Source organism: Streptococcus sp. Marseille-Q5619 (assembly GCF_946901205.1).
In the GTDB taxonomy this organism is placed as follows: domain Bacteria; phylum Bacillota; class Bacilli; order Lactobacillales; family Streptococcaceae; genus Streptococcus.
The window spans coordinates 17,451-41,037 of sequence record NZ_CAMPPO010000003.1 but is presented as its reverse complement, the minus strand read 5'-3'; the positions used below and the strand labels follow the sequence as shown (position 1 = coordinate 41,037).

The 23,587-nt window shown below is 39.4% G+C and carries 26 protein-coding genes, 1 tRNA gene and 1 pseudogene; 15 read left to right on the top strand and 13 right to left on the bottom strand.

Going from position 1 to position 23,587, the window contains the following annotated elements; genetic code table 11:
* Positions 1 to 101: 101 nt before the first annotated feature.
* The gene (gene gdhA / locus OC530_RS04980) at positions 102 to 1,448 is read right to left on the bottom strand and encodes an NADP-specific glutamate dehydrogenase (protein WP_262080125.1); all 1,347 of its coding nucleotides are present in this window, start codon (positions 1,446 to 1,448) and stop codon (positions 102 to 104) included.
* 433 nt (positions 1,449 to 1,881) lie between these two features.
* On the opposite strand from gdhA, the pseudogene OC530_RS04975 reads away from it, so the two are divergent.
* Positions 1,882 to 2,373 (top strand): annotated as a pseudogene (locus OC530_RS04975) (transposase); the annotation flags it as partial.
* A gap of 156 nt (positions 2,374 to 2,529) precedes the next feature.
* Here OC530_RS04975 and OC530_RS04970 read toward each other — a convergent pair.
* A complete protein-coding gene (locus OC530_RS04970; protein ID WP_262080123.1) occupies positions 2,530 to 3,741 on the bottom strand; it encodes a CAP domain-containing protein in 1,212 nt (403 codons plus the stop codon).
* Between the two features lie 383 nt (positions 3,742 to 4,124).
* On the opposite strand from OC530_RS04970, the gene OC530_RS04965 reads away from it, so the two are divergent.
* Positions 4,125 to 5,522: an N-acetylmuramoyl-L-alanine amidase gene (locus OC530_RS04965; protein ID WP_262080121.1), complete on the top strand. Its 1,398-nt coding sequence runs from the start codon at positions 4,125 to 4,127 to the stop codon at positions 5,520 to 5,522.
* A gap of 223 nt (positions 5,523 to 5,745) precedes the next feature.
* Here the strand turns inward: OC530_RS04965 and OC530_RS04960 are convergent, their stop codons facing one another.
* From OC530_RS04960 to OC530_RS04945, 4 genes are all read right to left on the bottom strand, one after another.
* Positions 5,746 to 6,105, bottom strand: a complete 360-nt coding sequence (locus OC530_RS04960; protein ID WP_112445221.1) for a type II toxin-antitoxin system RelE/ParE family toxin — start codon at positions 6,103 to 6,105, stop codon at positions 5,746 to 5,748.
* On the bottom strand, positions 6,095 to 6,379 hold the full coding sequence (locus OC530_RS04955; RefSeq protein ID WP_000213594.1) for a type II toxin-antitoxin system RelB/DinJ family antitoxin: 285 nt from the start codon (positions 6,377 to 6,379) through the stop codon (positions 6,095 to 6,097). Before OC530_RS04955 ends, OC530_RS04960 begins: the two co-directional genes overlap by 11 nt.
* 190 nt (positions 6,380 to 6,569) lie before the next feature.
* Positions 6,570 to 6,812, bottom strand: a complete 243-nt coding sequence (locus OC530_RS04950) for a type B 50S ribosomal protein L31 (protein ID WP_000710764.1) — start codon at positions 6,810 to 6,812, stop codon at positions 6,570 to 6,572.
* A gap of 95 nt (positions 6,813 to 6,907) precedes the next feature.
* Positions 6,908 to 7,843 carry a bifunctional oligoribonuclease/PAP phosphatase NrnA gene (locus tag OC530_RS04945; RefSeq protein ID WP_173275576.1) on the bottom strand — a complete coding sequence of 312 codons (936 nt, stop codon included), beginning with the start codon at positions 7,841 to 7,843 and terminating at the stop codon, positions 6,908 to 6,910.
* Between the two features lie 103 nt (positions 7,844 to 7,946).
* On the opposite strand from OC530_RS04945, the gene OC530_RS04940 reads away from it, so the two are divergent.
* From OC530_RS04940 to OC530_RS04915, 6 genes are all read left to right on the top strand, one after another.
* The gene (locus tag OC530_RS04940) at positions 7,947 to 8,390 is read left to right on the top strand and encodes a flavodoxin (RefSeq protein WP_001162128.1); all 444 of its coding nucleotides are present in this window, start codon (positions 7,947 to 7,949) and stop codon (positions 8,388 to 8,390) included.
* Positions 8,391 to 8,505: 115 nt separating this feature from the next.
* Positions 8,506 to 8,772: a chorismate mutase gene (locus OC530_RS04935; RefSeq protein WP_173226983.1), complete on the top strand. Its 267-nt coding sequence runs from the start codon at positions 8,506 to 8,508 to the stop codon at positions 8,770 to 8,772.
* Entirely contained in the window at positions 8,769 to 9,143 is a 375-nt protein-coding gene (gene crcB, locus OC530_RS04930) for a fluoride efflux transporter CrcB (protein WP_173226986.1), read from the top strand. Before OC530_RS04935 ends, crcB (OC530_RS04930) begins: the two co-directional genes overlap by 4 nt.
* Positions 9,137 to 9,466 carry a fluoride efflux transporter CrcB gene (gene crcB, locus OC530_RS04925; protein ID WP_173226988.1) on the top strand — a complete coding sequence of 110 codons (330 nt, stop codon included), beginning with the start codon at positions 9,137 to 9,139 and terminating at the stop codon, positions 9,464 to 9,466. The genes crcB (OC530_RS04930) and crcB (OC530_RS04925) overlap by 7 nt, the downstream gene beginning before the upstream one ends.
* A gap of 118 nt (positions 9,467 to 9,584) precedes the next feature.
* On the top strand, positions 9,585 to 9,932 hold the full coding sequence (gene rplS / locus OC530_RS04920) for a 50S ribosomal protein L19 (protein ID WP_001068669.1): 348 nt from the start codon (positions 9,585 to 9,587) through the stop codon (positions 9,930 to 9,932).
* Between the two features lie 41 nt (positions 9,933 to 9,973).
* Positions 9,974 to 10,045, top strand: a tRNA-Arg gene (locus tag OC530_RS04915).
* Positions 10,046 to 10,269: 224 nt separating this feature from the next.
* Here OC530_RS04915 and OC530_RS04910 read toward each other — a convergent pair.
* The 3 genes from OC530_RS04910 to OC530_RS04900 are packed head-to-tail and all read right to left on the bottom strand — an operon-like array spanning position 10,270 to position 13,434.
* Entirely contained in the window at positions 10,270 to 11,268 is a 999-nt protein-coding gene (locus tag OC530_RS04910; RefSeq protein WP_262080104.1) for an SAP domain-containing protein, read from the bottom strand.
* A gap of 42 nt (positions 11,269 to 11,310) precedes the next feature.
* Positions 11,311 to 12,117, bottom strand: a complete 807-nt coding sequence (gene yidA, locus OC530_RS04905; protein ID WP_164226581.1) for a sugar-phosphatase — start codon at positions 12,115 to 12,117, stop codon at positions 11,311 to 11,313.
* 12 nt (positions 12,118 to 12,129) lie between these two features.
* The gene (locus OC530_RS04900; protein WP_173219064.1) at positions 12,130 to 13,434 is read right to left on the bottom strand and encodes an HD domain-containing protein; all 1,305 of its coding nucleotides are present in this window, start codon (positions 13,432 to 13,434) and stop codon (positions 12,130 to 12,132) included.
* Positions 13,435 to 13,505: 71 nt separating this feature from the next.
* Here OC530_RS04900 and OC530_RS04895 point away from each other — a divergent pair, with 71 nt between their 5' ends.
* The 3 genes from OC530_RS04895 (at position 13,506) to ffh (ending at position 15,889) form a co-directional block, all read left to right on the top strand.
* Positions 13,506 to 13,883, top strand: coding sequence for a DUF1934 domain-containing protein (locus OC530_RS04895; protein WP_078374381.1), 378 nt, complete (start codon positions 13,506 to 13,508; stop codon positions 13,881 to 13,883).
* A gap of 90 nt (positions 13,884 to 13,973) precedes the next feature.
* Positions 13,974 to 14,306, top strand: a complete 333-nt coding sequence (locus tag OC530_RS04890; protein WP_000402066.1) for a putative DNA-binding protein — start codon at positions 13,974 to 13,976, stop codon at positions 14,304 to 14,306.
* 11 nt (positions 14,307 to 14,317) lie between these two features.
* A complete protein-coding gene (gene ffh / locus OC530_RS04885) occupies positions 14,318 to 15,889 on the top strand; it encodes a signal recognition particle protein (protein WP_042751012.1) in 1,572 nt (523 codons plus the stop codon).
* Between the two features lie 172 nt (positions 15,890 to 16,061).
* Here the strand turns inward: ffh and OC530_RS04880 are convergent, their stop codons facing one another.
* Positions 16,062 to 17,345: a solute carrier family 23 protein gene (locus tag OC530_RS04880; RefSeq protein WP_262080096.1), complete on the bottom strand. Its 1,284-nt coding sequence runs from the start codon at positions 17,343 to 17,345 to the stop codon at positions 16,062 to 16,064.
* A gap of 252 nt (positions 17,346 to 17,597) precedes the next feature.
* Positions 17,598 to 18,311 (bottom strand): 16S rRNA (guanine(527)-N(7))-methyltransferase RsmG, encoded by a 714-nt coding sequence (rsmG, locus tag OC530_RS04875; protein WP_262080094.1) that lies wholly within the window; start codon positions 18,309 to 18,311, stop codon positions 17,598 to 17,600.
* A gap of 93 nt (positions 18,312 to 18,404) precedes the next feature.
* Here rsmG and OC530_RS04870 point away from each other — a divergent pair, with 93 nt between their 5' ends.
* Together OC530_RS04870 and htpX are read left to right on the top strand one after the other, a co-directional pair.
* A complete protein-coding gene (locus tag OC530_RS04870; RefSeq protein WP_000219833.1) occupies positions 18,405 to 18,965 on the top strand; it encodes a LemA family protein in 561 nt (186 codons plus the stop codon).
* A gap of 1 nt (position 18,966) precedes the next feature.
* Positions 18,967 to 19,866: a zinc metalloprotease HtpX gene (gene htpX, locus OC530_RS04865; protein WP_173214160.1), complete on the top strand. Its 900-nt coding sequence runs from the start codon at positions 18,967 to 18,969 to the stop codon at positions 19,864 to 19,866.
* A gap of 44 nt (positions 19,867 to 19,910) precedes the next feature.
* Here the strand turns inward: htpX and OC530_RS04860 are convergent, their stop codons facing one another.
* Together OC530_RS04860 and OC530_RS04855 are read right to left on the bottom strand one after the other, a co-directional pair.
* The gene (locus tag OC530_RS04860) at positions 19,911 to 21,437 is read right to left on the bottom strand and encodes an ATP-binding cassette domain-containing protein (RefSeq protein ID WP_262080089.1); all 1,527 of its coding nucleotides are present in this window, start codon (positions 21,435 to 21,437) and stop codon (positions 19,911 to 19,913) included.
* Positions 21,438 to 21,861: 424 nt separating this feature from the next.
* Complete coding sequence (locus tag OC530_RS04855; RefSeq protein WP_060805711.1) at positions 21,862 to 22,191, bottom strand: hypothetical protein; 330 nt, start codon at positions 22,189 to 22,191, stop codon at positions 21,862 to 21,864.
* A gap of 163 nt (positions 22,192 to 22,354) precedes the next feature.
* Here OC530_RS04855 and OC530_RS04850 point away from each other — a divergent pair, with 163 nt between their 5' ends.
* Together OC530_RS04850 and nth are read left to right on the top strand one after the other, a co-directional pair.
* A complete protein-coding gene (locus OC530_RS04850) occupies positions 22,355 to 22,897 on the top strand; it encodes a DUF177 domain-containing protein (protein ID WP_262080086.1) in 543 nt (180 codons plus the stop codon).
* Positions 22,897 to 23,526: an endonuclease III gene (gene nth / locus OC530_RS04845; RefSeq protein ID WP_219966591.1), complete on the top strand. Its 630-nt coding sequence runs from the start codon at positions 22,897 to 22,899 to the stop codon at positions 23,524 to 23,526. The genes OC530_RS04850 and nth overlap by 1 nt, the downstream gene beginning before the upstream one ends.
* Positions 23,527 to 23,587: the final 61 nt, after the last annotated feature.

The following is a 23,587-nucleotide window of genomic DNA, read 5'->3' as shown; positions in this document are numbered from 1 at the left end:
CTCCGAAATGGGATAAAATGGGGTAAGTAAGTAATTATCCAACTGTTTAACTCAACATAAAAATCCTCAATCGAAGCGATTGAGGATTAAGCAAATGAATCTTAAACAATACCTTGTGCAATCATAGCGTTTGCTACATTTTCAAAGGCAGCAATGTTAGCTCCTGCAAGGTAGTCTTTATCAAGACCGTATGTTTCTGAAGTTGTTTTAGCTGTGTTGAAGATGTTTGTCATGATGTCTTTGAGACGGCCATCAACTTCTTCACGAGTCCATGAGAGGCGAAGACTGTTTTGGCTCATTTCAAGGGCTGAAACGGCTACACCACCAGCGTTGGCAGCTTTGGCAGGTCCGTAGAAGATACCATTTTCTTTATAAACTTTGATAGCATCAAGGTCGCTCGGCATGTTGGCACCTTCAGATACACAGATAACTCCTTGAGCAACCAAACGTTTAGCTGCTTCACCGTTGATTTCATTTTGAGTAGCACATGGAAGAGCAATGTCATAGTTTCCAGCGTAAGTCCATACAGAACCTTCGTGGTATGTTGCAGTTGCTTTTTCAGCTGCATACTCAGTCAAACGAGCGCGACGTTTTTCTTTAACATCAGCCAATAGATCGAAGTCGATACCATTTTCATCGATGACATAACCATTCGAATCAGATACAGAGATAACAGTTGCACCGAGTTCAGTCGCTTTTTGAAGAGCGTATTGAGCAACGTTACCAGAACCTGAAATAACCACTTTCTTACCAGCAAAGCTATTACCGTTAGCTTTGAGCATTTCTTCAGTGTAATAAACCAAACCGTAACCAGTTGCTTCTGGACGAATCAAGCTACCACCAAATCCAAGAGGTTTACCAGTCAAGACACCAGCATCAAATTGGTTAAGGCGTTTGTATTGACCGTAAAGGTAACCAATCTCACGTCCACCAACACCGATATCACCAGCAGGTACGTCAAGTGATGGTCCGATGTGTTTTTGCAATTCAGTCATGAAGCTTTGGCAGAAACGCATCACTTCAGCATCTGTTTTACCTTTAGGATCGAAGTCTGATCCACCTTTACCTCCACCGATAGGAAGTCCAGTCAAGACGTTTTTAAAGATTTGTTCAAATCCGAGGAATTTCAAGATCCCTTGGTTTACAGTTGGGTGGAAACGAAGTCCGCCTTTGTATGGTCCAACAGCTGAGTTGAATTGAACACGGTAACCGCGGTTTACTTGAACTTTTCCATCACGGTCAACCCAAGGAACACGGAAAGAAATCACGCGCTCAGGCTCAGTAATACGTGCCAAGATATTTTCTTCGATATACTCAGGGTGTTTTTCAAATACAGGTTCTAAAGTGTTGAAAAATTCTTCAACAGCTTGGAGGAATTCAGCCTCGTGCCCGTTACGAGCTTTTACAGTTTCAAACACGCTTTGGATATATTCTTTAGCAGATGTCATATCGTTCTCCTTTTATTGTCATATTTTATTACATGAGTCATTATAACAGAATTTTTTTTCACTGTAAAGAGAAAAACAAAAATTTTCTAAAAATTCTTTCAATTCAGTTTTTGGGATTTTTTGAAAATAGATAAAAATCAAACCTTTTTCTTATAAATGACTTTTTTTAAAGAGAAAATCTAAAAATATGCTATAAGAAAGGAAAATGTTTAGCAATTCAGAAATCACTTGTTAATTTATCCGTGATATGTTAGATTTGCCAGTAAAACTATGACCATTTTGGAGGAAAGCAATATTTACATCTCCTTATTCAGGGCAGAATTTTCTATACAAGTATAGATGTCTTGCTGGAGTTGGATCATGGAACCCAAACGGTTATTAAGATTTAGAACTATCATCGGAATTTTTTCATTAGACTTGTTCGGTAACCATAAAGTACTATACTATCCATGAACAAGACCCAGAAAAAGTAGCTTTATTTCTTAAAAATTTTAATAGTTTAAAGCATCTAGCACCTGTTTATATTGATGAAACAGGATTCGATACTTATTTTTATCGAGAATATGGTCGCTCATTAAAAGGCCAGCTAATAAAAGGTAAAGTATCTAGAAGAAGATATCAGAGGATTTCTTTGCTTGCAGGGCTAACAAATGGTGAGTTAATCGCTCCAATGACTTACGAAGAAACGATGACGAGCGACTTTTTTGAAGCTTGGTTTCAGAAGTTTCTCTTACCAACATTAAACACACCATCAGCTATTATTATGGATAATGCAAGATTCCATAGAATGGGTAAGCTAGAGCTCTTATGTGAATAATTTAGGCATAAACTTTTACCCCTTCCTCCCTACTCACCTGAGTACAATCCTATTGAGAAAACATGGGCTCATATCAAAAAGCACCTCAAAAAGGTATTACTAAGTTGAAATACCTTTTACGAGGCTCTTTTGTCCCACTCTTGTTTCAATTTGTTATAAATGCCTAAGATAAGACCTGTACTAGGTAAATAAAAATCTCTATACTATCTGAAAGTGAAGATTACTCACTGTGAGATAGTATAGAGTCTTTTTGTTATAGTTAAATTATCCTACCCATTCCCCATTGTAATTAACACGATAACCGTCAGGGGTCGTCGTATTGATTGCTAGGGCACCAGAGCTATAGGCATAGTACCATTTACCAGATACTTTCATCCAGCCTGTTTTCATAGCACCTGAGCTATCAAGATAATACCAGCTACCATTATCTTTGAGCCAACCAGTCTTCATAGCGCCTGAACCGTCGAGATAGTACCAGCTACCGTCTTTTATCCAGCCAGTTTGCATCCAGCCAGAGTTGTCAAAGCGATACCAAGTTCTATTTATTTTTTCCCATCCATTACTCGTGTATGAGCCGTCATTGTGTTTAAACCACCAATGTCCGTTTGATTGAATCCAACTTCCGAAGTATTGGGAATGATTGAACCCATTTTTCTGACTTGAATTTGTATTTTCATTTTTGGTTTTATGGGTTCCGATAGCATTCAAGTCTTTGTCAAAAAGATTCGCCTTAGTCGCAAATGTTTGAGTCTGAGAAGAATTTGCTTCTGTATATTGAATGGCCTTTCCATAACCACCAGCTAATTCTTCAGAGCCACCAGATGCTGTTCCGAAACTTTGTGCAACGGTAATCCATCCATTTTGAGTGACAGGGTTTTCAAAGGCTGCAAGCCCCATATAGGTCAATTTTGGGTTAATTAAGGATTCGTAGTGTCCAGTTTGACCTGTAACACTGACACCACTACGAGATTTAACATAATCGGCTTTTTCATCATACCATTGCTGGATGGCCTTCATAAATCCGTCATAGTTCCAAGCCAAATTTTCTGAAAGGGAGAAATTTCCTGCAGGCCAAGCGCTCCAAATGTCCTTACTAGATAAGCGTGTGTGATCAATGGTGATCGAAGCTTCTGCTGCACGAACGAAGGCTGTTTTTTCTAGCGCAGTTGACCATTTGATAGGAACATAGCTAGTAACTAGACCTTCGTCTGCTGCCTCTTTTCGAATGGCATTGATACGGTCTAAGATAGCCTGTTTATCTGGCGTTAAGAAAGTCCCTTCAACCCCAACTAGAGTAGTACCAGAAGAAGTACTAGTGACCTCAGAGTTTAAGATATTGTAGGATTGACCATTGATTGCTTGAGTGGAAAGCAGCCTATCATTAGCGGCTACTGATTCTGATGTAAGAGTTCCAGCTCCTAACAAGGAAAGTACTAAAACTGTAGCAAGTGTGAACTTTTTAGTTTTATTGTTCATTTTGTGTCCTCCTATTTTTATTATAACATCTCTACTGGGCAGAGTAAACTAAAATTCGGTATAGCTAGGGACTAGATTTATTTTAAATTTAGATGTTAGCAAAAATTTTTCTTAAATTTGGTGTATAATATAAATAGATGATTTTAATGAAATCTACTCGACTTGTTCGATAACTATCTGAAGCGAAATTAGGTGTTCAGAAATTGAATTTTTAAGGTTCCAACTTAGCCATACTTTTTAGGTTTCACATCTTTAAATAAGCTAAACACTCCATGATGTCATATAAATTATAGTTTAGAGGATGTAGAACAAATCTTCTTTCATCAAGGAAGTCAAAGAACTCAATAAAACAGGGATTCCATTCCCCTAGAAAGGTTAAATAAATGAAATCATATAAGAAATTTACGATTCTTGCTCTAGCTCTTCTTGGATTTACTAGCCAAACAGTTTTAGCTAATGATGCTAGTCATCCTACGAATAACTCTATCGGTAGTTCAACTACTAGCTCTGCAAATGTTTCTCAAGCAGCTACAGAAAACCAGCCAACGACTCCTAGTTCGAGTGAGCAGGAGACAAAGCCAACTCTTCCTACTGAGTCTAAGCTACAAACTGGTTGGGTAAAAGAAGACGGGAAGTGGACTTATTATAGTCAAACAGGTGTCAAATTTACAGATACTCTTTATGAGGGCTACCTATTTGATAAGAATGGTTACTTACTTGAAAATAGCTGGTATCAGATGGCTAACAAGTGGTACTACGCCAATGGTTCAGGAAAATATCTGTCTAACCAATGGCGTCAAATCAATGGTAAATGGTATGCATTTGATCAAAATGGTGTCATGATGGCTAATACCTGGAAGGGAAATTATTATCTGAAGTCCAGTGGGGCTATGGCAGATAAAGAATGGGTGTACGATCCTAACTACTCTAGCTGGTTTTATCTCAAGTCAGGCGGACATTATGCTGAACAGCAATGGGTTGGCTCTTACTATCTAAAATCTGGTGGCTACATGGCTCACAAAGAGTGGCTTTATGATCAAGATTATCAAGCTTGGTATTATCTTAAAGAAGATGGCGTTTATGTCACTGGAACTTATACTATTGATGGAAGTAGTCATTTTTTCAAAGATAATGGTAAATGGGTGCAAGAACTTCCAAAAGGATTTGAAAAGGGGCACTATAGTAAGACTATCTTCCTAGATCCTGGGCATGGTGGACGTGATTCGGGCGCTTACTATTATGGAATAGCTGAAAAAGATTTGAATCTACAGGTCTCTCGTAAATTACGGAAACGTTTAGAGGAACTGGGCTATACAGTTTTAACATCTCGTGATAGTGATGTGGATGTTGACTTTGTGACGGAGCGTTCTCGTATGGTAAATAAGACGAATGCAGACTTCTTTATTAGTATTCATTTTAATGCTACTGGGAATGACACAACACTGAATCTGGGAATACAGACTTATTCTTATAAGGAAGAAGTGGGTTATCCGAGCAAGATTAACCAGTACTGGCATAATAATCCAGACCGTATAAGTGAAAGTAATCGTTTGGCAGCTGACCTTCATTCATCTCTCTTGACTGAGACAGGAGCTAGAGATGCTGGGCTTTTGCAAGCCACCTTCGCTGTTCTTCGTGAGACTGCGAAACCTGCTGTGTTATTAGAGTTGGGTTATATGGATAATCCAGAAGAAAACCAACGAATCCGTAGTGATCAATACCAAGATAAGTTAGTTGAAGGTATTATTAAAGGAATTCAAAAATATTACGCTGGAAATTAAGAAACTAGATCAAACTAAGCTTTGGAGATTGTCCTAGGCTTAGTTTTTTATTGGTAAGGAACTGAAAATCAAGATAAGGAAGACTAAATCTTGTCAAATTAAAAAACTTTGTACTCTGGAAACCATCGTGTGGCTATCTAGAGTGCAAAGTTTTTTTGAGTTTCTAGTTAAAATGAAGACTGTATTCTTTATAATTACAAGGCTATTAAGGGAGCAGTGGACATTAAAATGATGATTTTGAATTTTTATTATTTTTGCTTTGTAGCAAGGTAACATAGTCACTTTTGGTGTGGAATAAGTGGGAAAGAAAAACAGTTCTTTGGGTTTGATCGATAAAGTAAAGCAAGATATATTGCCCAATAATTTTTCCCCGTGTTGGGTACTTACTGTTGATTTTTAGTCCAATTTTTTCATCTGCATCAAAGCCAGCTTCAGGAAAGGTTTCTAAACTTTTTAAGCCGTCTAAAATTCTAGCAACAGTATTTTTGGCAGACTGAGGTGATAAAAGAACGGTAGTAATATAGTCATGAATACTGTCAATTGCCTGACTCACTTCAGTAGATAGAATCACTTTATAAGCCATATCGTAGCCTCATATCGTCTAGGGAAGTTCCTTGTCCAGATTCATATTCTCTTAAGGCGCGTTCAGATTGGGCTTGTAGCTCCTGAATCAATCGTTCACGGTGTAAATCTTCTGCGGTTTTTATTGGTAAATCCTGTTCGAGAACAATCTGCTCGATAAAAAGACTAATAGCATCCGTCATAGTCATTCCTTTTTCCTTGATGATAGCTCTAGCTTGTTCCATTGATGACTCGTTGATTTTAAAATTGTATTGCTTAGTAAGTGATGTCGTCATGGTATATCTCCAATCTATACTATATATAGCTAGTATATATCTTTTCTATTTTTTAGGCAAGAAAAAACTCTATATTCTGAAAACCATCGAGTGGCTATCGAGAGTGCAAAGTTTTTTTGAGTTTGGAACATGAAAACAGCAGTTGATTTCAAGAAAGAAAAAAGAACAGCCGAAACTGTTCTTTTTATCATTATTTGAGACCGTATTTTTTGTTGAAACGATCCACGCGTCCATCTGCTTGAGTGAACTTTTGACGTCCAGTGTAGAATGGGTGTGAGTCTGATGAAATTTCCACACGGATCAATGGGTAAGTTTCGCCTTCGAACTCAACTGTTTCGTTAGAGCGTTTTGTTGAACCGCTAAGGAATTGGTAACCAGTAGTTGTGTCCATGAAGACAACTGGGCGATATTCTGGATGGATATCTTTTTTCATTTTGCAATAGTTCCTTTCTGCCATGGTCTCTTTGCGAGCCATAGATTGTTACCATACTAGTCTATCAGATTCTGAAAAGTTTGGCAAGTATTTTATCAGTTTTTAAGCAAGTTTTTTAACTTTTGGTAGATGATTTCGTTTTCCTCTAGACTATAGGAATTAGCACCGCTTGCTAGAGGGTGGCCTCCTCCATCATGTTCTTTGGCAATTTCATTGATAGGATGAATTTTACTGCGTAAGCGAACGCGGTAGTGGCCATCAGCCTGCTCTACAAAAATTCCCCAGAGACTCACACTATCAATACGTCCAGGTGCACCGACAACAGCTGCAGTTTCAGCATCGGTAACATTGAATCGTTTTAAGATTTCCTGACTCAGGATAACGCGAGCTGCACCATTTTCATCCACTTCCAGATGGTCGTAGATGTAGCCTTGAAGTTTAGCAATTTTGTAGCTCATAGTGTCCATTTTGCGAGTGAGAGCCGCAAAGTCAAAGTTCTGTTCTCTCAGAGAGGCAGCTAGATGGAGGGTGCGTGCAGTGGTAGAAGGGTAGAGGAATCGACCTGTATCACCAACAATTCCTGCAAAGAGCAACTCAGCAGCACGATCTGATAAGGCCAGTTGGGTTGTTTGGGCAAATAGGGTAATCATCTCGCTAGCGCTACTTGAATCAGTATCTACCCAAGATAGGTCACCGTATACATCATCATTTGGATGGTGGTCAATCTTAATGAGAAAATCACCTTGACGATAGCGCTTATCATCGATACGAGCAGTATTCGCCGTATCACAGACGATGACAAGTGCTCCCTGGTAGGCACTATCTTCAACAAGATCCATCTCAGCTATCCAAGTAAGAGTTGGTTCATCAAAACCAACGGCTTTGATGGTTTTTTCTGGGAAATGATGTTTGAGAAGAGTTTTCAATCCCACCTGACTTCCCAAGGCATCAGGGTCTGGTTTCATATGACGGTGAATGATAATCGTGTCGTATTCTTTAATTTTTTCTAAAATTTGATGGCAAATTTCCATAAATAACCTCAATTCTTTCTCATTTCATTGTAGCACAAGAATTTTTATTTTTAAAATGAAAAAGATGTGATATAATGGAGAAAGATAAATTGAGGAGGACGATATGGCATTAGCAAAAATTGTATTTGCCAGTATGACCGGTAATACCGAAGAAATTGCAGATATTGTAGCAGACAAATTACGTGACTTGGGCTTGGATGTCGATGTTGATGAATGTACAACTGTTGACGCTTCAGACTTCTTGGAAGCAGACATCGCTATCGTTGCGACCTATACTTATGGTGATGGAGAATTGCCAGATGAGATGATGGACTTCTACGAAGACCTAGCTGATCTCAATTTGAATGGTAAAATCTACGGAGTGGTTGGTTCAGGTGACACCTTCTACGATGAATTCTGTAAGGCTGTTGATGACTTTGATCGTGTCTTTGTGTCAACAGGAGCAGAAAAAGGTTCAGAGTGTGTTAAAGTTGATCTTTCTGCCGAGGAGGAAGATATTGAACGCTTAGAACAATTCGCAGAAGAATTGGCTGCTAAAGTAGGATAAGCATAAACGTGCGCTGATGCAATCAATCAGTGCATTTTTCTTATCGTGACTTGGGATTTTACTAGCCTATTTAGTGGCTTTTTGATACAATAATTCAAATAAAGGAGGAGACTGTATGGATTTAGATAGTATTCGTCAAGAAATTGATCAAATCGACGACCAAATCGTCAAGCTCTTAGAAGAACGAATGCATTTGGTTGAGGGTGTAGTTGCCTATAAGAAAGCTTCAGGTAAACCGATTTTAGATACTAAGAGAGAAGCGGTTATTTTTGAAAAGGTTAGAAGTCGTGTAGAGGACAAGCGCTATCAGGAGACTATTGTCGCGACTTTTTCGGACATACTCAAACGTTCGCGTGATTATCAGGATAAAAATATCAAATGAAAAAAGAACAATTTTATCCGCTAGGGATTTTTCTAGCTGCTATGTTGGGCGGACTTGTCCGCTATCTAGTTTCCACTTGGTTACCAGCCAGTCCAGATTTTCCTTGGGGAACCCTTCTTGTTAACTATCTAGGTATTTTCTGCTTGGTTTATCTTGTCAAGGGCTATCTGGTCTATAAAGGAACCAGTAAGGGCTTGGTTTTAGCACTAGGTACAGGTTTTTGCGGAGGTCTAACAACCTTTTCCAGTCTCATGCTTGATGTTGTAAAACTGCTTGATACAGGGCGCTATGTTAGCTTAGTCTTGTATCTCATTTTAAGCATTGGTGGTGGCCTGCTCTTAGCCTATTGTCTGGGGAGGAAGAAATGGTAATGGTCTATCTTGCAATTGCTTGTGGTTGCGGAGCTTTAGTGCGCTATTTCTTTTCCCGCTATAATCAATCTTCTAAATTGCCACTTGGAACGCTTATAGCAAATCTTTTAGGGTGTTTTTTGATTGGATTATTCTACAATCATGTGGAGTCTAAGGAAGTCTATGCTATTCTAGCAACAGGATTTTGCGGAGGGTTGACAACTTTTTCGACCTTGAATGACGAACTCCAAAGGTTGCTAAGTGATAAGAAGGTTTTTTATTCTTACCTGACTTTGACTTACCTAGGTGGTTTAGTTGCGATTTTTTTAGGAATTCTGCTATAAATTTCTTTACTTTTTTGTGGAAATTTGGTAAACTGTATCTTGTGTGTAATGGACGCACAAAAATACAGTTTATCCGCTGAGGAAGATTCCTCAAGATTGACAAAGATAGGAGAATAAAATGAATCCATTAATCCAAAGCTTGACTGAAGGTCAACTTCGTACTGATATCCCATCATTCCGTCCTGGTGACACTGTTCGTGTACACGCGAAAGTTGTCGAAGGTAACCGTGAACGTATCCAGATTTTTGAAGGTGTTGTTATCGCACGTAAAGGTGCTGGCATTTCTGAAAACTACACAGTTCGTAAAATCTCTAACGGTGTAGGTGTTGAGCGTATCTTCCCAATCCACACTCCACGTGTTGAAAAGATCGAAGTTGTTCGTTACGGTAAAGTACGTCGTGCGAAATTGTACTACTTGCGTGCTCTTCAAGGTAAGGCAGCTCGTATCAAAGAAATCCGTCGTTAATTCGACTAAAAAACTCTGCTTTTCAGCAGAGTTTTTATCTAGCTCCCTTAGTTCAATGGATATAACAACTCCCTCCTAAGGAGTAGTTGCTGGTTCGATTCCGGCAGGGGGCAGTAATTAGACATCAAAGAAGTTTGTCAAAAAGTCCTTGATATTAAAAGAACGCATAATATAGGGGATTTATGTACTGACCCCCAAAAGTTAGATTTTTTCTGTCTAACTTTTGGGGTGCAGTTCATTATCTCCATAATATTATGCGTTTTATTATTGAAAAATTTGGGCAATCATCAGATAAAATTGAGACTATATCGAGTATATAAATGTTTGTATAATCAATTTATTCAAAATCGTCAAGTTCTAAATTATTTAAAGGACTATAACATTCATATTTCTTTAAGTAATTGTTTATTTCTTCAGCAGTAGAACAAGGTAAATTAACTCTTAAATAGTCAATATCTTCTTTAGATAAAAAATGATTTACATTCAAAATTGAGAAGCGAAATAATGCTTCATCAAAAGCAAAATCATAATCGTCATCAGATAATGATTCCATTAATGTTTGAATATGTTTTAGTGAGTAGTCAGGTATCGAATCGGGATAATATACTGGATAATCAGTGGCTGAAAAATTGTTTTCTAATCCTGAACTAGTAATTATCAAAGATTCTATGTAATATATTAAAGAATGTTTAATATTACCTTCTTGTTCCAAATGTCTTCCTTGAGCCTTTCGTGTGTTAGATAAACATCCAAAATCTCCTGATACAGTATTCCTATGAGCTTGTTTATTTAAAAGACTCCATTTTATATCACCAAAAGTTGCTTTAAAAGAGATATTATTTTTTTCTTTACAATAATCTTCCATAGTTATGTCTTTATCATAGTATGCTTTGATATAGTCACTATGTTCGATAATAAGATTTTGTGCTTCTTTTGTTAGTTTAAATTCGAACGGAATATCTAATTTGTCAACGTTGATATTATTAATTATTCTTGTAATTAATTCTGCTTTTTTTCCAGAAGTAGGTAAATTATGTTTAGATAATATAGTTTTTAATTCTACTACTTTAAGATATGATAAAGTCTTATTTTTAGTGAAGTATCCTAATTTGTATAATTGATTGTGTGTAGATTCAGGGTCAATTTGAAGAGAGTATTTAAAATATCTTGGGAAATTATAATTTCTCCCTGTTTTTTGAGTCCAATCTATGAGTATGAGTTGCCCAGGAGTAAGGCCGCACTCTAATTTGTTTAGGTAAAAATTGTTACAATCAGAATTTGTGTCTCTATTATGATTATTTTGTTTTAAATTAAATAGTTTGCTAAAAAAATTCATTGGATTATATTGCTAATCAATTCTTATTGAAAAATGATACTTTTACAGTACCCATGTACGGATAGCATGGGCTACGCCGGATTCATCGTTAGATTTAGTGATGTATTTGGCGATTTTTTTGATTTCTGGATTTCCGTTTTCCATGACTACAGGGTTGCCAACGACTTCCAGCATGGCACGATCATTTTCTTCGTCACCGATAGCCATGGTTTCATCTTTGGTCAATTCGAGTTTTTCAGCTAAATGAGTAATAGCTGAACCCTTATCTACATTCTTTTTAAGGAGTTCGAGGTAGAAAGGAGCAGATTTGTTAATAGAGTAGCGTTCGTAAAATTCTGCTGGAATTTTTTCAATGGCAGCATCGAGAATTTCTGGTTCATCGATAAACATACATTTAACGATTTCCTTGTCAGCCATTTCTTCAGGTGTGCGGTAGAAGATTGGCATGCTGACGAGGGTTGATTCGTGCACAGTGTATTTTCCGATATTGCGATTGGCAGTGTAGATACCGTCCTTGGTAATGGCATGCATGTGGACACCGAGCTTGCGACTGAGGAATTCCATATCCAGATAATCCTCATAAGACAAAGATTCGCTGATAATCTCATGGCCTGTAGCAGTTTCTTGGACAAGGGCACCATTGAAGGTCACGACATAGTCGCCTTCATCTCTCAACTGCAAGTCATCCAGAAGTTTGGCAACACCTGCGATAGGGCGGCCTGTTGTAATCACGACTTTGACACCAGCTTCTTTGGCATCTTGGATGGCAGAAAAGACTTCAGGAGTAATCTCCTTTTGGCTATTGACTAGGGTTCCGTCAATATCGACGGCGATTAGTTTAATACTCATAAATTTCCTCTTCTAGTTTTTATTTGGGGTAAAATGATCGTTCTCAATCAAGTGTAAAAATTGCTGGGTAATGCTTGCAAAGATGCTGTTTTGGTCCAACATTTCTTTCGGAAAATAGAAACGATTATCTCCGTGACGACTACCAGCAAGGGATTGGACGATAGGAGACAGGCTAGAGAGCTCTGCCAGTTGACCATTCTTTTGTAAAATCTCAATCTGTGTTCGTGGATTTTCAGATTCGGGACGATAGATATCATAAGGGAGGTCAAAGTTCTTATGAATGGCAGTATAGTAGTCGGGATCAAAGCCAATGTCCTCAACCAATTTTCTCATGCTGGCGAGCTGGTCTTGGTCTTCTTGTGAAAAAGTAATGGATTTAAAGACCTTGCGGTTGACAAAGCGTTGCGACAAGTCTGCAAGAATCTTATCAGGACTGGTCATCCAGAGCTGGAAGTAGGTATTCATCACACCATCATCCAGAGCTAGATAATCAGACAAGGTCACATTTTTTTCAAAGAAAGGTAGGAGGTGTGGAGAAGTTCGGGCAAAGAAGTCTTTTTCTTTAGGATAGAGTTCCTTGGCGCGTTTGAGGAGATTTTGCAGGAGAACTTCCATGGCGCGTGTTGCTGGGTGGAAATAAACCTGCATATACATCTGGTAGCGACTGAGGACGTAGTCTTCGATGGCATGCATGCCATTGCGCTGAAAGGCAATACCGTTTTCGACAGGACGAATGACTCGGAGAATTCGAGTTAGGTCAAATTCCCCATAAGATGCTCCTGTAAAATAGGAGTCGCGCAAGAGATAGTCCATGCGGTCTGCATCAATCTGACTGGAAATGAGTTGCACAACCTGCTTGTTAGGGTAGGTATGGTCTATGACACTGGCAACTTTTTCTGGGAAATCGGGCGCTACTTGTAGTAAGACTTGGTGAATCTCTGTCTCAGGACTTTGAATAATCTCCTGAGTAATGGCTTCGTGGTCTGTATCAAAGAGATGTTCAAAAGTATGGGAGTAGGCACCATGCCCAAGGTCATGTAGGAGAGCAGCTGTCATGGTCAAGAGAGACTCGGCAGGATTCCATTCCTCAGGATATTTTTCTTCGAAAATCTCTGTGATGCGTCGTGCAATTTCATAGACTCCTAGACAGTGAGAGAAGCGACTGTGTTCTCCACCGTGGAAGGTATAACTGGAAGTCCCCAGTTGCTTGATTCGACGCAAACGCTGAAATTCTTTTGTATTGATCAAGTCATAGATGATTTGATTATTGACATGGATGTAGTTGTGAACTGGGTCACGGAATACTTTTTCGTTCATATGACCATTATAGCAAAATCCTGCTCTTTTTGGTAAAATAGTAGGACAAGAGACAAGAAAGAGGACTTGATGTGAAGATTCGGATGCGAAATACGATTCAGTTTGATGAACAGTTGGAAGTGATTGACCAGCTTTATGATGTTGAAGTGCATGAAAAGGGAGATTATAGCTACCTGCTTTTCTATAATGAGGAAAAGGAAAAAGTAGTGATTAAATTCCATGGTCAAGAACTGGTGATGAGCCGTTTTTCAAATCCCAAGACCATTATGCGCTTTCTAAAAAATAGCGATAGTTTAGCCTATATTCCCACACCTATGGGCATGCAGGAGTTTGTCATCCAAACGAGCCATTATCAAGTTGATGGGCAAAAGATTGAACTAGATTATCAGCTACAAAATCAAGAGGGACATCCCTTTGCCAGCTATCAATTGGAAATTACTTGGGGCTAGGATTATGTCTTTTTCAAATTTAGCTAGCTATCTTCTTGGAGCGGCTTCCTAGTGTGGTAGATTAGGCTAATTTTTGGTATAATAAAAGTTATGGAAATTGAAAAAACCAATCGTATGAATGCGCTCTTTGAATTTTATGCGGCGCTTTTGACAGATAAGCAAATGAATTATATCGAACTCTACTATGCTGATGATTACAGCCTTGCTGAGATTGCAGAAGAGTTTGGTGTCAGTCGTCAGGCTGTCTATGATAATATCAAGCGGACAGAAAAGATTCTGGAAGATTATGAGATGAAATTGCACATGTACTCGGACTACATTGTCCGCAGTCAGATTTTTGATCAGATTTTGGAGCGCTATCCCAAGGATGACTTTCTGCAGGAGCAGATAGAAATTTTAACAAGTATTGATAATAGAGAATAAGAGGAAGAAAAATGGCATTTGAAAGTTTAACAGAACGTTTGCAGAACGTCTTTAAAAATCTACGTAAAAAAGGAAAAATCTCTGAATCTGACGTCCAAGAGGCAACCAAAGAAATTCGCTTGGCCTTGCTTGAGGCCGACGTTGCCTTGCCTGTTGTAAAGGACTTTATCAAGAAAGTTCGTGAGCGTGCAGTCGGACATGAGGTTATTGATACCCTTAATCCTGCGCAACAAATTATTAAAATCGTTGATGAGGAACTGACAACCGTTTTAGGTTCTGATACGGCAGAAATTATCAAGTCACCTAAGATTCCTACCATCATCATGATGGTCGGTTTGCAGGGGGCTGGTAAAACAACCTTTGCTGGTAAATTGGCCAACAAACTCAAGAAAGAAGAAAATGCTCGTCCTTTAATGATTGCGGCGGATATTTATCGTCCTGCGGCTATTGACCAGTTGAAAACTCTGGGTCAACAGATTGATGTGCCGGTTTTCGCTCTTGGGACAGAGGTTCCAGCTGTTGAGATTGTTCGTCAAGGTTTGGAACAAGCCCAAGCCAATCATAACGACTATGTTTTGATTGATACGGCAGGTCGTTTGCAGATTGATGAGCTATTGATGAATGAGCTTCGTGACGTAAAAGCATTGGCTCAACCAAATGAAATTCTCCTCGTCGTTGATGCCATGATTGGTCAGGAAGCGGCCAATGTTGCGCGTGAGTTTAATGCTCAGTTGGAAGTGACTGGGGTCATCCTTACCAAGATTGATGGGGATACTCGTGGTGGTGCGGCCCTATCTGTTCGTCACATTACTGGAAAACCAATCAAGTTCACTGGTACAGGTGAAAAGATTACGGACATTGAAACCTTCCACCCAGATCGCATGTCTAGCCGTATCCTTGGTATGGGGGATATGCTCACTTTGATTGAGAAAGCTTCTCAAGAATACGATGAGCAAAAAGCCCTTGAAATGGCTGAGAAGATGCGTGAAAACACCTTTGATTTCAATGATTTCATCGATCAATTGGATCAGGTGCAAAACATGGGGCCAATGGAAGACTTGCTCAAGATGATTCCAGGTATGGCCAACAATCCAGCCCTTCAAAACATGAAGGTAGATGAGCGCCAGATTGCGCGCAAACGTGCCATTGTGTCTTCCATGACACCTGAAGAACGTGAAAATCCAGATTTGTTAAATCCGAGCCGTCGCCGTCGTATCGCAGCTGGTTCTGGAAATACCTTTGTCGAAGTTAATAAATTCATCAAAGACTTTAACCAGGCTAAACAGCTCATGCAGGGAGTCATGTCTGGTGATATGAACAAGATGATGAAGCAGATGGGAATCAATCCAAACAACCTTCCAAAAAATATGCCAAATATGGGAGGAATGGATATGTCTGCCCTTGAAGGAATGATGGGACAAGGCGGTATGCCTGACCTGTCAGCTCTCGGAGGGGCAGGAATGCCAGATATGAGCCAAATGTTTGGTGGCGGACTCAAAGGTAAAATCGGTGAATTTGCTATGAAACAGTCCATGAAACGCATGGCGAATAAAATGAAGAAAGCGAAGAAGAAACGCAAGTAAGACAAGAGATTGAGCCAAATAAAGCAAATATTATAACAAAATGCATAGTATCAAGGTTTATGAACACTTGATATTATGCGTTTTTGATTTTAATAATTTTGTTAAGATACTTTTATTATGATATGCGAAAAATCCACTCAGTTGTCTGAGTGGATTAGGTGTATTTAGGCTTTTAGTCTTTATTTTCGTATGGCAAGATTAAGTTCAAGATGATTCCTGTCATGGCTGATAGGGCAGTACCTGAAAGGGTAACTGGACCGAGTTTAAGGATAGCTCCTCCAAGTCCAAGGACTAACATAGCACTTGCGATGATGAGGTTACGCATTTGCCCAAAATCCACACGTTCTTTGATCAAGACTTTCAAACCATTACTTGCGATAACTCCATAGAGAAGGATTGACATACCACCAAGTACAGCGTTTGGAATAGTTGAAATCAAGGCAGTGAATTTACCAAGGAAGCTAAGGGCAATCGCGATGAAGGCAGCGTTACGGATAACTGAGACAGAAGCGATACGAGTCATACCAATAACCCCTGTATTTTCTCCGTAAGTTGTATTGGCTGGTCCACCAAGGAAGGCAGAAACAGAAGTTGCGATACCGTCACCAAGAAGAGTACGGTGAAGACCTGGTTCTTTCAAGAATTGACGGCCACAGATTTGACCCAAAACAGTATGGTCTCCGATGTGTTCAGAAATTGTTACGATAGCGATTGGCAAGATAGCGATGGTTTCTGGCCCAAAGTAAAGATTGTACTCTTTAAAGGCACCACCTGTGCTAAATGGCAAGTAGAAACCAGGAATTTCGAACCAGTTGGCTTTAAGAACTGGTGTAAAGTCAACTAAGCCAAGAGTTAGTGCGAAGAGGTAACCACCGATAATGGCAAATAGGAATGGAATGATTCGTAGGAAGCCTTTTCCCTTTGTATTGATAAAGGCAGCAATCAAGAAAGTAACAACTGCTACAAGAGCATTTTTCCAATTCCCGTCTGCTACAAGACCAGCATTGGTAACAGCTGAACCTGCAAGTCCAAGACCGATAACGATGATCATAGGACCGATAATGATTGGTGGCAAGAGTTTATCAATCCATTTTGTTCCTACAAATCGGATGCTGGTAGCAACAAGGACATAGACCAAACCAGTCAAGATAACCCCTGTTTGAGCAGCAGATACATCACCACCCATTTCTTTCATAGCCAGTGACATAGCTGTGATAAAGGCAAATGAAGAACCTAGATAAACTGGAACTTTAAAACCAGTTGAAATCATGTAGATGAGTGTTCCAACACCTGAAGCAAAAAGGGCAACGGATACAGGCATTCCCAAAATCAATGGTACCAAGATGGTCGCACCAAACATGGCGAAAACGTGTTGGAAGCTAAGGAGAATTCCTTTTCCAGCCGAAGGACGTTGGTCAACGTCTAGTAACAAATCAACAGTTGATTCTTGTTTCATATAAACCTCACTTTTGGGCATCAAAAAAGAGCCCATTATTTTACAGCAATAGGCCCTCAGAGTAAGACTTCTTTAAAATTTAGATTTTAAAGAGTTTCAAATATTTCTGCGTCTTCGTCACCTCACGGGATGACATTAAAAACCTTTGCTTAGGATAGTATAGCAGAAAAAAATGATTTTGTAAATCATTTTTTCCCGAGCCTAGAAATAAAAGAGCGAGGCTGATTTTGTAAATATTTTTTACTTAAAAATTTAAAGCGGGCGTTTATTTGGCATGCCAGCCTTACGTGGGTATTTGTTGGGCGTTTCTTTTTTCTTTTCTACCACTGTGATGTAGCGCGGATCTCCATTTGGTAGGGCGTAGCTGAGATTGTCTTCGACCTTACTAAAAAGGAGGTTGAGGGCATTCTTAGCTTCTAATAATTCCTCAGGCGCATTGCTGGCCTTGAGTGCTAATAGTTTGCCACTAACTTTAAGGTAGGGGATAGTCAATTCAGACAAGACCTGCATACGGGCAACCGCACGAGCTGTTACAAAATCATAGTGAGCACGGAAGTTCTTGTCTTGGGCAAAATCCTCGGCACGTCCATGGTAGAAATGAACATCGTCCAAATCCAGTTCTTGGGCCAAAAGTTGCAGGAAGTTGATGCGCTTATTGAGTGAATCAATGATGGTCACATCTAGCTGAGGATAGAGAATTTTCATCGGCAGACTAGGAAATCCTGCCCCAGCTCCAATATCAAGCAATTTGATATTTTCATTTGAAATCAAGCCTTGAAGGATGGGTGCAATCGAATCGTAAAAATGTTTGAGATAAACTTCATCCTTGTCTGTAATAGCTGTTAGATTAATTTTTTCATTCCATTCGACCAAGAGTTCAAAATAACGTTCAAATTGTTTTTTTTGCTGGTCCGAAAGTGGAAGATTCTGCTCGGCAAGCAAGTTGTAAAATGTTTCTGGTTTCATAGTTATTTCCTTCTTTAGTATCATCTTATTTTACCACAATCATAAAAAATTTGATATACTGGTACTAATCTAAAAGCAGAAAGGACTTATATAATGACTTGGATTATTCTTGGAGTTTTAGCTCTTATTGTTATTTTTGTGATTGTTAGCTATAACGGTTTGGTTAAAAATCGTATGCAAACAAAGGAGGCTTGGAGTCAGATTGATGTTCAGTTGAAACGTCGAAATGATCTCTTGCCAAACTTGATTGAGACTGTAAAAGGTTATGCCAAATATGAAGGTTCTACCCTTGAAAAGGTGGCAGAACTGCGTAACCAAGTGGCGGCAGCGACTTCACCAGCAGAAGCTATGAAAGCTAGTGATGCCCTTACTCGTCAGGTTTCAGGTATTTTTGCAGTTGCAGAAAGCTATCCAGATTTGAAAGCTAGTGCCAACTTTGTTAAATTGCAAGAGGAGTTGACAAACACGGAAAATAAAATTTCTTACTCTCGTCAACTCTATAACAGTGTTGTCAGCAACTACAATGTAAAATTAGAAACTTTCCCAAGCAATATTATCGCTGGAATGTTTGGATTTAAAGCAGCAGATTTCCTTCAAACACCAGAAGAGGAAAAGGCAGTTCCTAAAGTTGATTTTAGCGGTTTAGGTGACTAAGATGTTGTTTGATCAAATTGCAAGCAATAAACGAAAAACGTGGATTTTGTTGCTGGTATTTTTCCTACTCTTAGCTCTTGTTGGCTATGCGGTTGGTTACCTCTTTATGCGGTCTGGGCTTGGTGGTTTGGTTATCGCACTGATTATCGGCTTTATCTATGCCTTGTCTATGATTTTTCAATCGACAGAGATTGTCATGTCAATGAATGGAGCGCGTGAGGTTGATGAGCAAATGGCACCAGACCTCTACCATGTAGTGGAAGATATGGCTATGGTGGCTCAGATTCCTATGCCTCGTGTTTTCATCATTGATGATCCAGCCTTAAATGCTTTTGCGACAGGTTCTAACCCTCAAAATGCGGCGGTTGCTGCGACGTCAGGTCTCCTAGCTATCATGAATCGTGAAGAACTAGAAGCTGTTATGGGACATGAAGTCAGTCATATTCGTAATTACGATATCCGCATTTCGACTATTGCTGTTGCCCTTGCTAGTGCTATCACCATGCTTTCTAGTATGGCAGGTCGTATGATGTGGTGGGGTGGCGCAGGTCGCAGACGAAGTGACGATGATAGAGATGGAAATGGTCTTGAAATCATTATGCTAGTGGTTTCCCTACTAGCTATTGTGCTGGCGCCTCTCGCTGCAACCTTGGTGCAACTAGCTATTTCTCGTCAGAGGGAATTCCTAGCTGATGCTTCCAGTGTCGAGTTAACCCGCAATCCTCAAGGGATGATTAATGCTCTACGTAAGTTGGATAATAGTAAACCAATGAGTCGTCCTATAGATGATGCCAGCAGTGCACTTTATATCAATGATCCCAAGAAAGGGGGAGGGTTCCAAAAACTCTTTTACACCCACCCACCTATTTCAGAACGGATTGAACGTTTAAAACATATGTAAAAAGAATCCAGAGGTCATCTCTGGATTTTTGCTATGTTCAAGATTTATATATCTTGTAGATCAACGACCTCTAAACTGTGTTCTGTTAAGCGATAGATAGTCGAACAGACCTCTTTTAAGAAACGACGGTCATGCGAAACAGTGATGAGACCGCCTGGATAGGTTGCAAAGAGTTTTCTGATTTGGGGTTGAGAAGTTGGAGAAAAGTTTCGTGTAGGTTCATCCAACAGGAGAAAGTTTGGTTTGCACAAGACTAAATCCAAAAGCAGGAGTTTACCCTGTTGTCCGCCAGATAAGGAGTGAATTTGATGCTGCATTTCTGGATAACTGAAATTGAGACTGGCTAAGTGAGATTGGATTTTTTGTAGTTCCTCTTTTTCCCCAGTTTTGCTGAGATAGGCTATTGGTGATAAATCCAATTGCAGTTTTTTGTGGTAATCTTGTGGCATAAAACCAAGCGAAATTTCTCTTTTGGCGCTAAGCAGCTGTTGAAACTTGGCTAGCAGAGTCGATTTCCCAATACCATTTGGGCCAATGATACCGATTTTTTCTTGGCCACGAACAGTTAGTTGAAGTCCTTGAGCCAAAACTCGCTCACCAATGGACAAATTCTCTTTTTCCAGTTGGATTAAGACTTTAGATGCCGGTAATGGCTGTATATCTGAGAAAAAAAGTCTGATTTCTTCCTCTTCAAGTGGTTTTTGGGTCATGGACTGAGCTGTCTTTTCAAAGCGTTTTTCTTGAGAGAGAACATTTTTCATCTTTTTAGCTAATAAGCGACCGGCAGTACTGTCTTTGGTAGCTCGAAGGGCAGTTTCTACATTTTGCTTGACCAGGCGATGCTTTTTCATGGTTTTGTCATAGGCTCTCTGGTCGTTAGCAGCTTGCTGGCTTTGTCTGACAAAATTAGCCTTTCTCTGCTCACTATAACTATCATAGTCTAAGTGCTCTACTAACGTTTCTGCTTCTTTACGGTGCTTGACCAGTCGCAAGTGAACAATAGTGTCTGCCGTTTGAGAAAGAAAGTCTTCATCATGGGAGATGAAAATAACAGTTTGCCTCATCTTCTGTATCTGTCTTTTTAGCCAATCAACCGTCTCAAGGTCTAGGTCATTTGAAGGTTCATCTAAAAATAGGATTTCAAAGGGTTTAGCTAACTCATGGATGAGCTGAATTTTCAAAGCTTCACCCCCTGATAGACTACCAATCTCTTGGTCGCTTGCGAAACGATTGCTATCAAAATGCAACTCCTCAGCCAAACGATAGAGGACACTGTAATCTAAATCGATAGTATCTAAAAAGAAGTAGTCGTGTAGAGTTTTCTTTTTCAGGTCCTCAGGGACTTTTTGAGGAATGTAGGCTATTGACTGAATGTCAGACAGGATGTCACCCCTGATAGTGAAATCATGCAAAGCTTCCCCCATTAAAGTTTTAAGTAAGGTGGATTTGCCATTTCCTTCTTCGCCAATAATAGCTACCTTTTCCTCATCCTGGATGGTCATGCTTAGATCAGAGACAAGGTCTCGTAAATCTTTTTTTTGTGTGATGGTCAGGTGATTGATTTTTATCATATGATTGCCCTTTCTAGAATGTCAATAGTGCATAACAAAAAGCTCTACTTTATCTAGTAGAGCCAAAGTTTATGTCAAAAAAACTCTATTAATACTCTTCGAAAATCTCTTCAAACCACGTCAGCGTCGCCTTACCGTAGATATATGTAACTGACTTCGTCAGTCTTATCTACAACCTCAAAGCAGTGCTTTGAGCAACCTGTGGCTCGCTTCCTAGTTTGCTCTTTGATTTTCATTGAGTATAAAATGCCAGAAGAAAGAGCATAAAAGAGTACACAAAAAGAGACAAAAACAAGATCTACTAAATAAAGGTTCTTTATTTGATAGACTTAGTTGTTCATGTCTCCCTTACCTCCGAGTATTAGTATCTTTATACTATACCTTTAAGGAAATTTTGTCAACAGAAAACTGGAAATTCCAAGTTCTAAAATCCAAAAACAGGTCCATAAAGAGTCAGTACGTGTTTGACATGCTCGTAATGGAATTTGTCGTAGTTTCGCCAAGCAATGCGTGCTTGGTCGTTCAGTTTTAGGCTACCGAGGCCTATCAGAAGACTGGTACGTTGGTAAAATTTCTCAAGGTCGATTAAGATACTGTTGTTCAACTTTTCCGCTTTTTTGAGCTCTTGCAGAGTAGTATTTAGCAGCTCTTGCAGTCGAATATCATCTGCCGTACCTTGTTTACAGTTTTGGTAGCTTTTATTTAACTCGGATAGGAGTTGGGTTGCATTTGTAATGAGTTCTTTGTCTTCCATAGGGGCATCATCCTTGCTATCATGTATTCTTGCCTATAGTATAGCACCAAAAAATATAGTGATAAATATATTAAAAAAATCGAATTTTAATTACAAAGTTTGGTGGGCTGATTTGTAGCCTTTTCATGGTATAATCAAGAGAGTAAATCTTTATGGAGGAAGTATGAAATTAAATATTCAAGAAATTCGTAAGCAGTCTGAAGGCTTGCATTTTGAACAAACCTTAGACCTAGCCGCAGACCTGCGTGCACGTAATCAAGAAATTTTAGATGTAAAAGATATCCTTGCAGTTGGGAAAGTACAGTACGAAGACCGTATGTATTTCTTAGAATATCAGTTGTCTTATACCATTGTTCTTGCTTCAAGTCGCAGTATGGAGCCAGTTGAGTTAGTTGAATCTTATCCAGTAACGGAAGTTTTCATGGAAGGCGCAACCAACCAGCTAGATCAAGAAGTTTTAGATGATGATTTGGTCTTGCCTATCGAAAATGGAGAACTTGACCTTGCTGAGAGCGTGTCAGACAATATCCTACTAAACATTCCTATCAAGGTCTTGACGGCTGAAGAAGAAGCTGGTCAAGGATTTGTGTCAGGAAATGACTGGCAAATCATGACTGAGGAAGAATACCAAGCTCAACAAGCTGTTAAGAAAGAAGAAAACAGTCCTTTTGCTGGCTTACAAGGACTATTTGATGGAGACGAATAATGGTCTTGTCAAAAAAACGTGCACGAAAGGTGCTAGAAGAAATCATTGCTCTTTTTCCAGATGCTAAGCCAAGTCTTGATTTTACCAATCATTTTGAACTCTTGGTTGCGGTCATGTTGTCAGCACAGACAACGGATGCAGCGGTAAATAAGGCCACACCAGGTCTCTTTTCTGCCTTTCCAACGCCACAAGCCATGTCTGTGGCGACTGAAAGTGAGATTGCTTCACACATTTCTCGCCTGGGACTGTATCGAAATAAGGCTAAATTCCTTAAAAAATGTGCCCAACAGTTACTAGACGATTTTGATGGTCAAGTCCCTCAAACACGAGAGGAATTAGAGAGTTTGGCAGGTGTTGGTCGCAAGACAGCTAATGTTGTCATGAGTGTAGGATTTGGGATTCCAGCCTTTGCAGTGGATACTCATGTGGAGCGTATTTGCAAACACCACGATATCGTCAAAAAATCAGCGACACCACTTGAGGTGGAAAAGCGGGTCATGGATATCTTGCCGCCTGAGCAGTGGTTAGCTGCCCATCAGGCCATGATTTATTTTGGAAGAGCCATTTGTCATCCTAAAAATCCAGAGTGTGACCAGTACTCACAGTTATATGATTTTAGCAATTTATAAGATGGGGTTTCAAAAGTTTTTGCTTGATTTTAAGCATGCTTTGTGCTATAGTATTTGATAA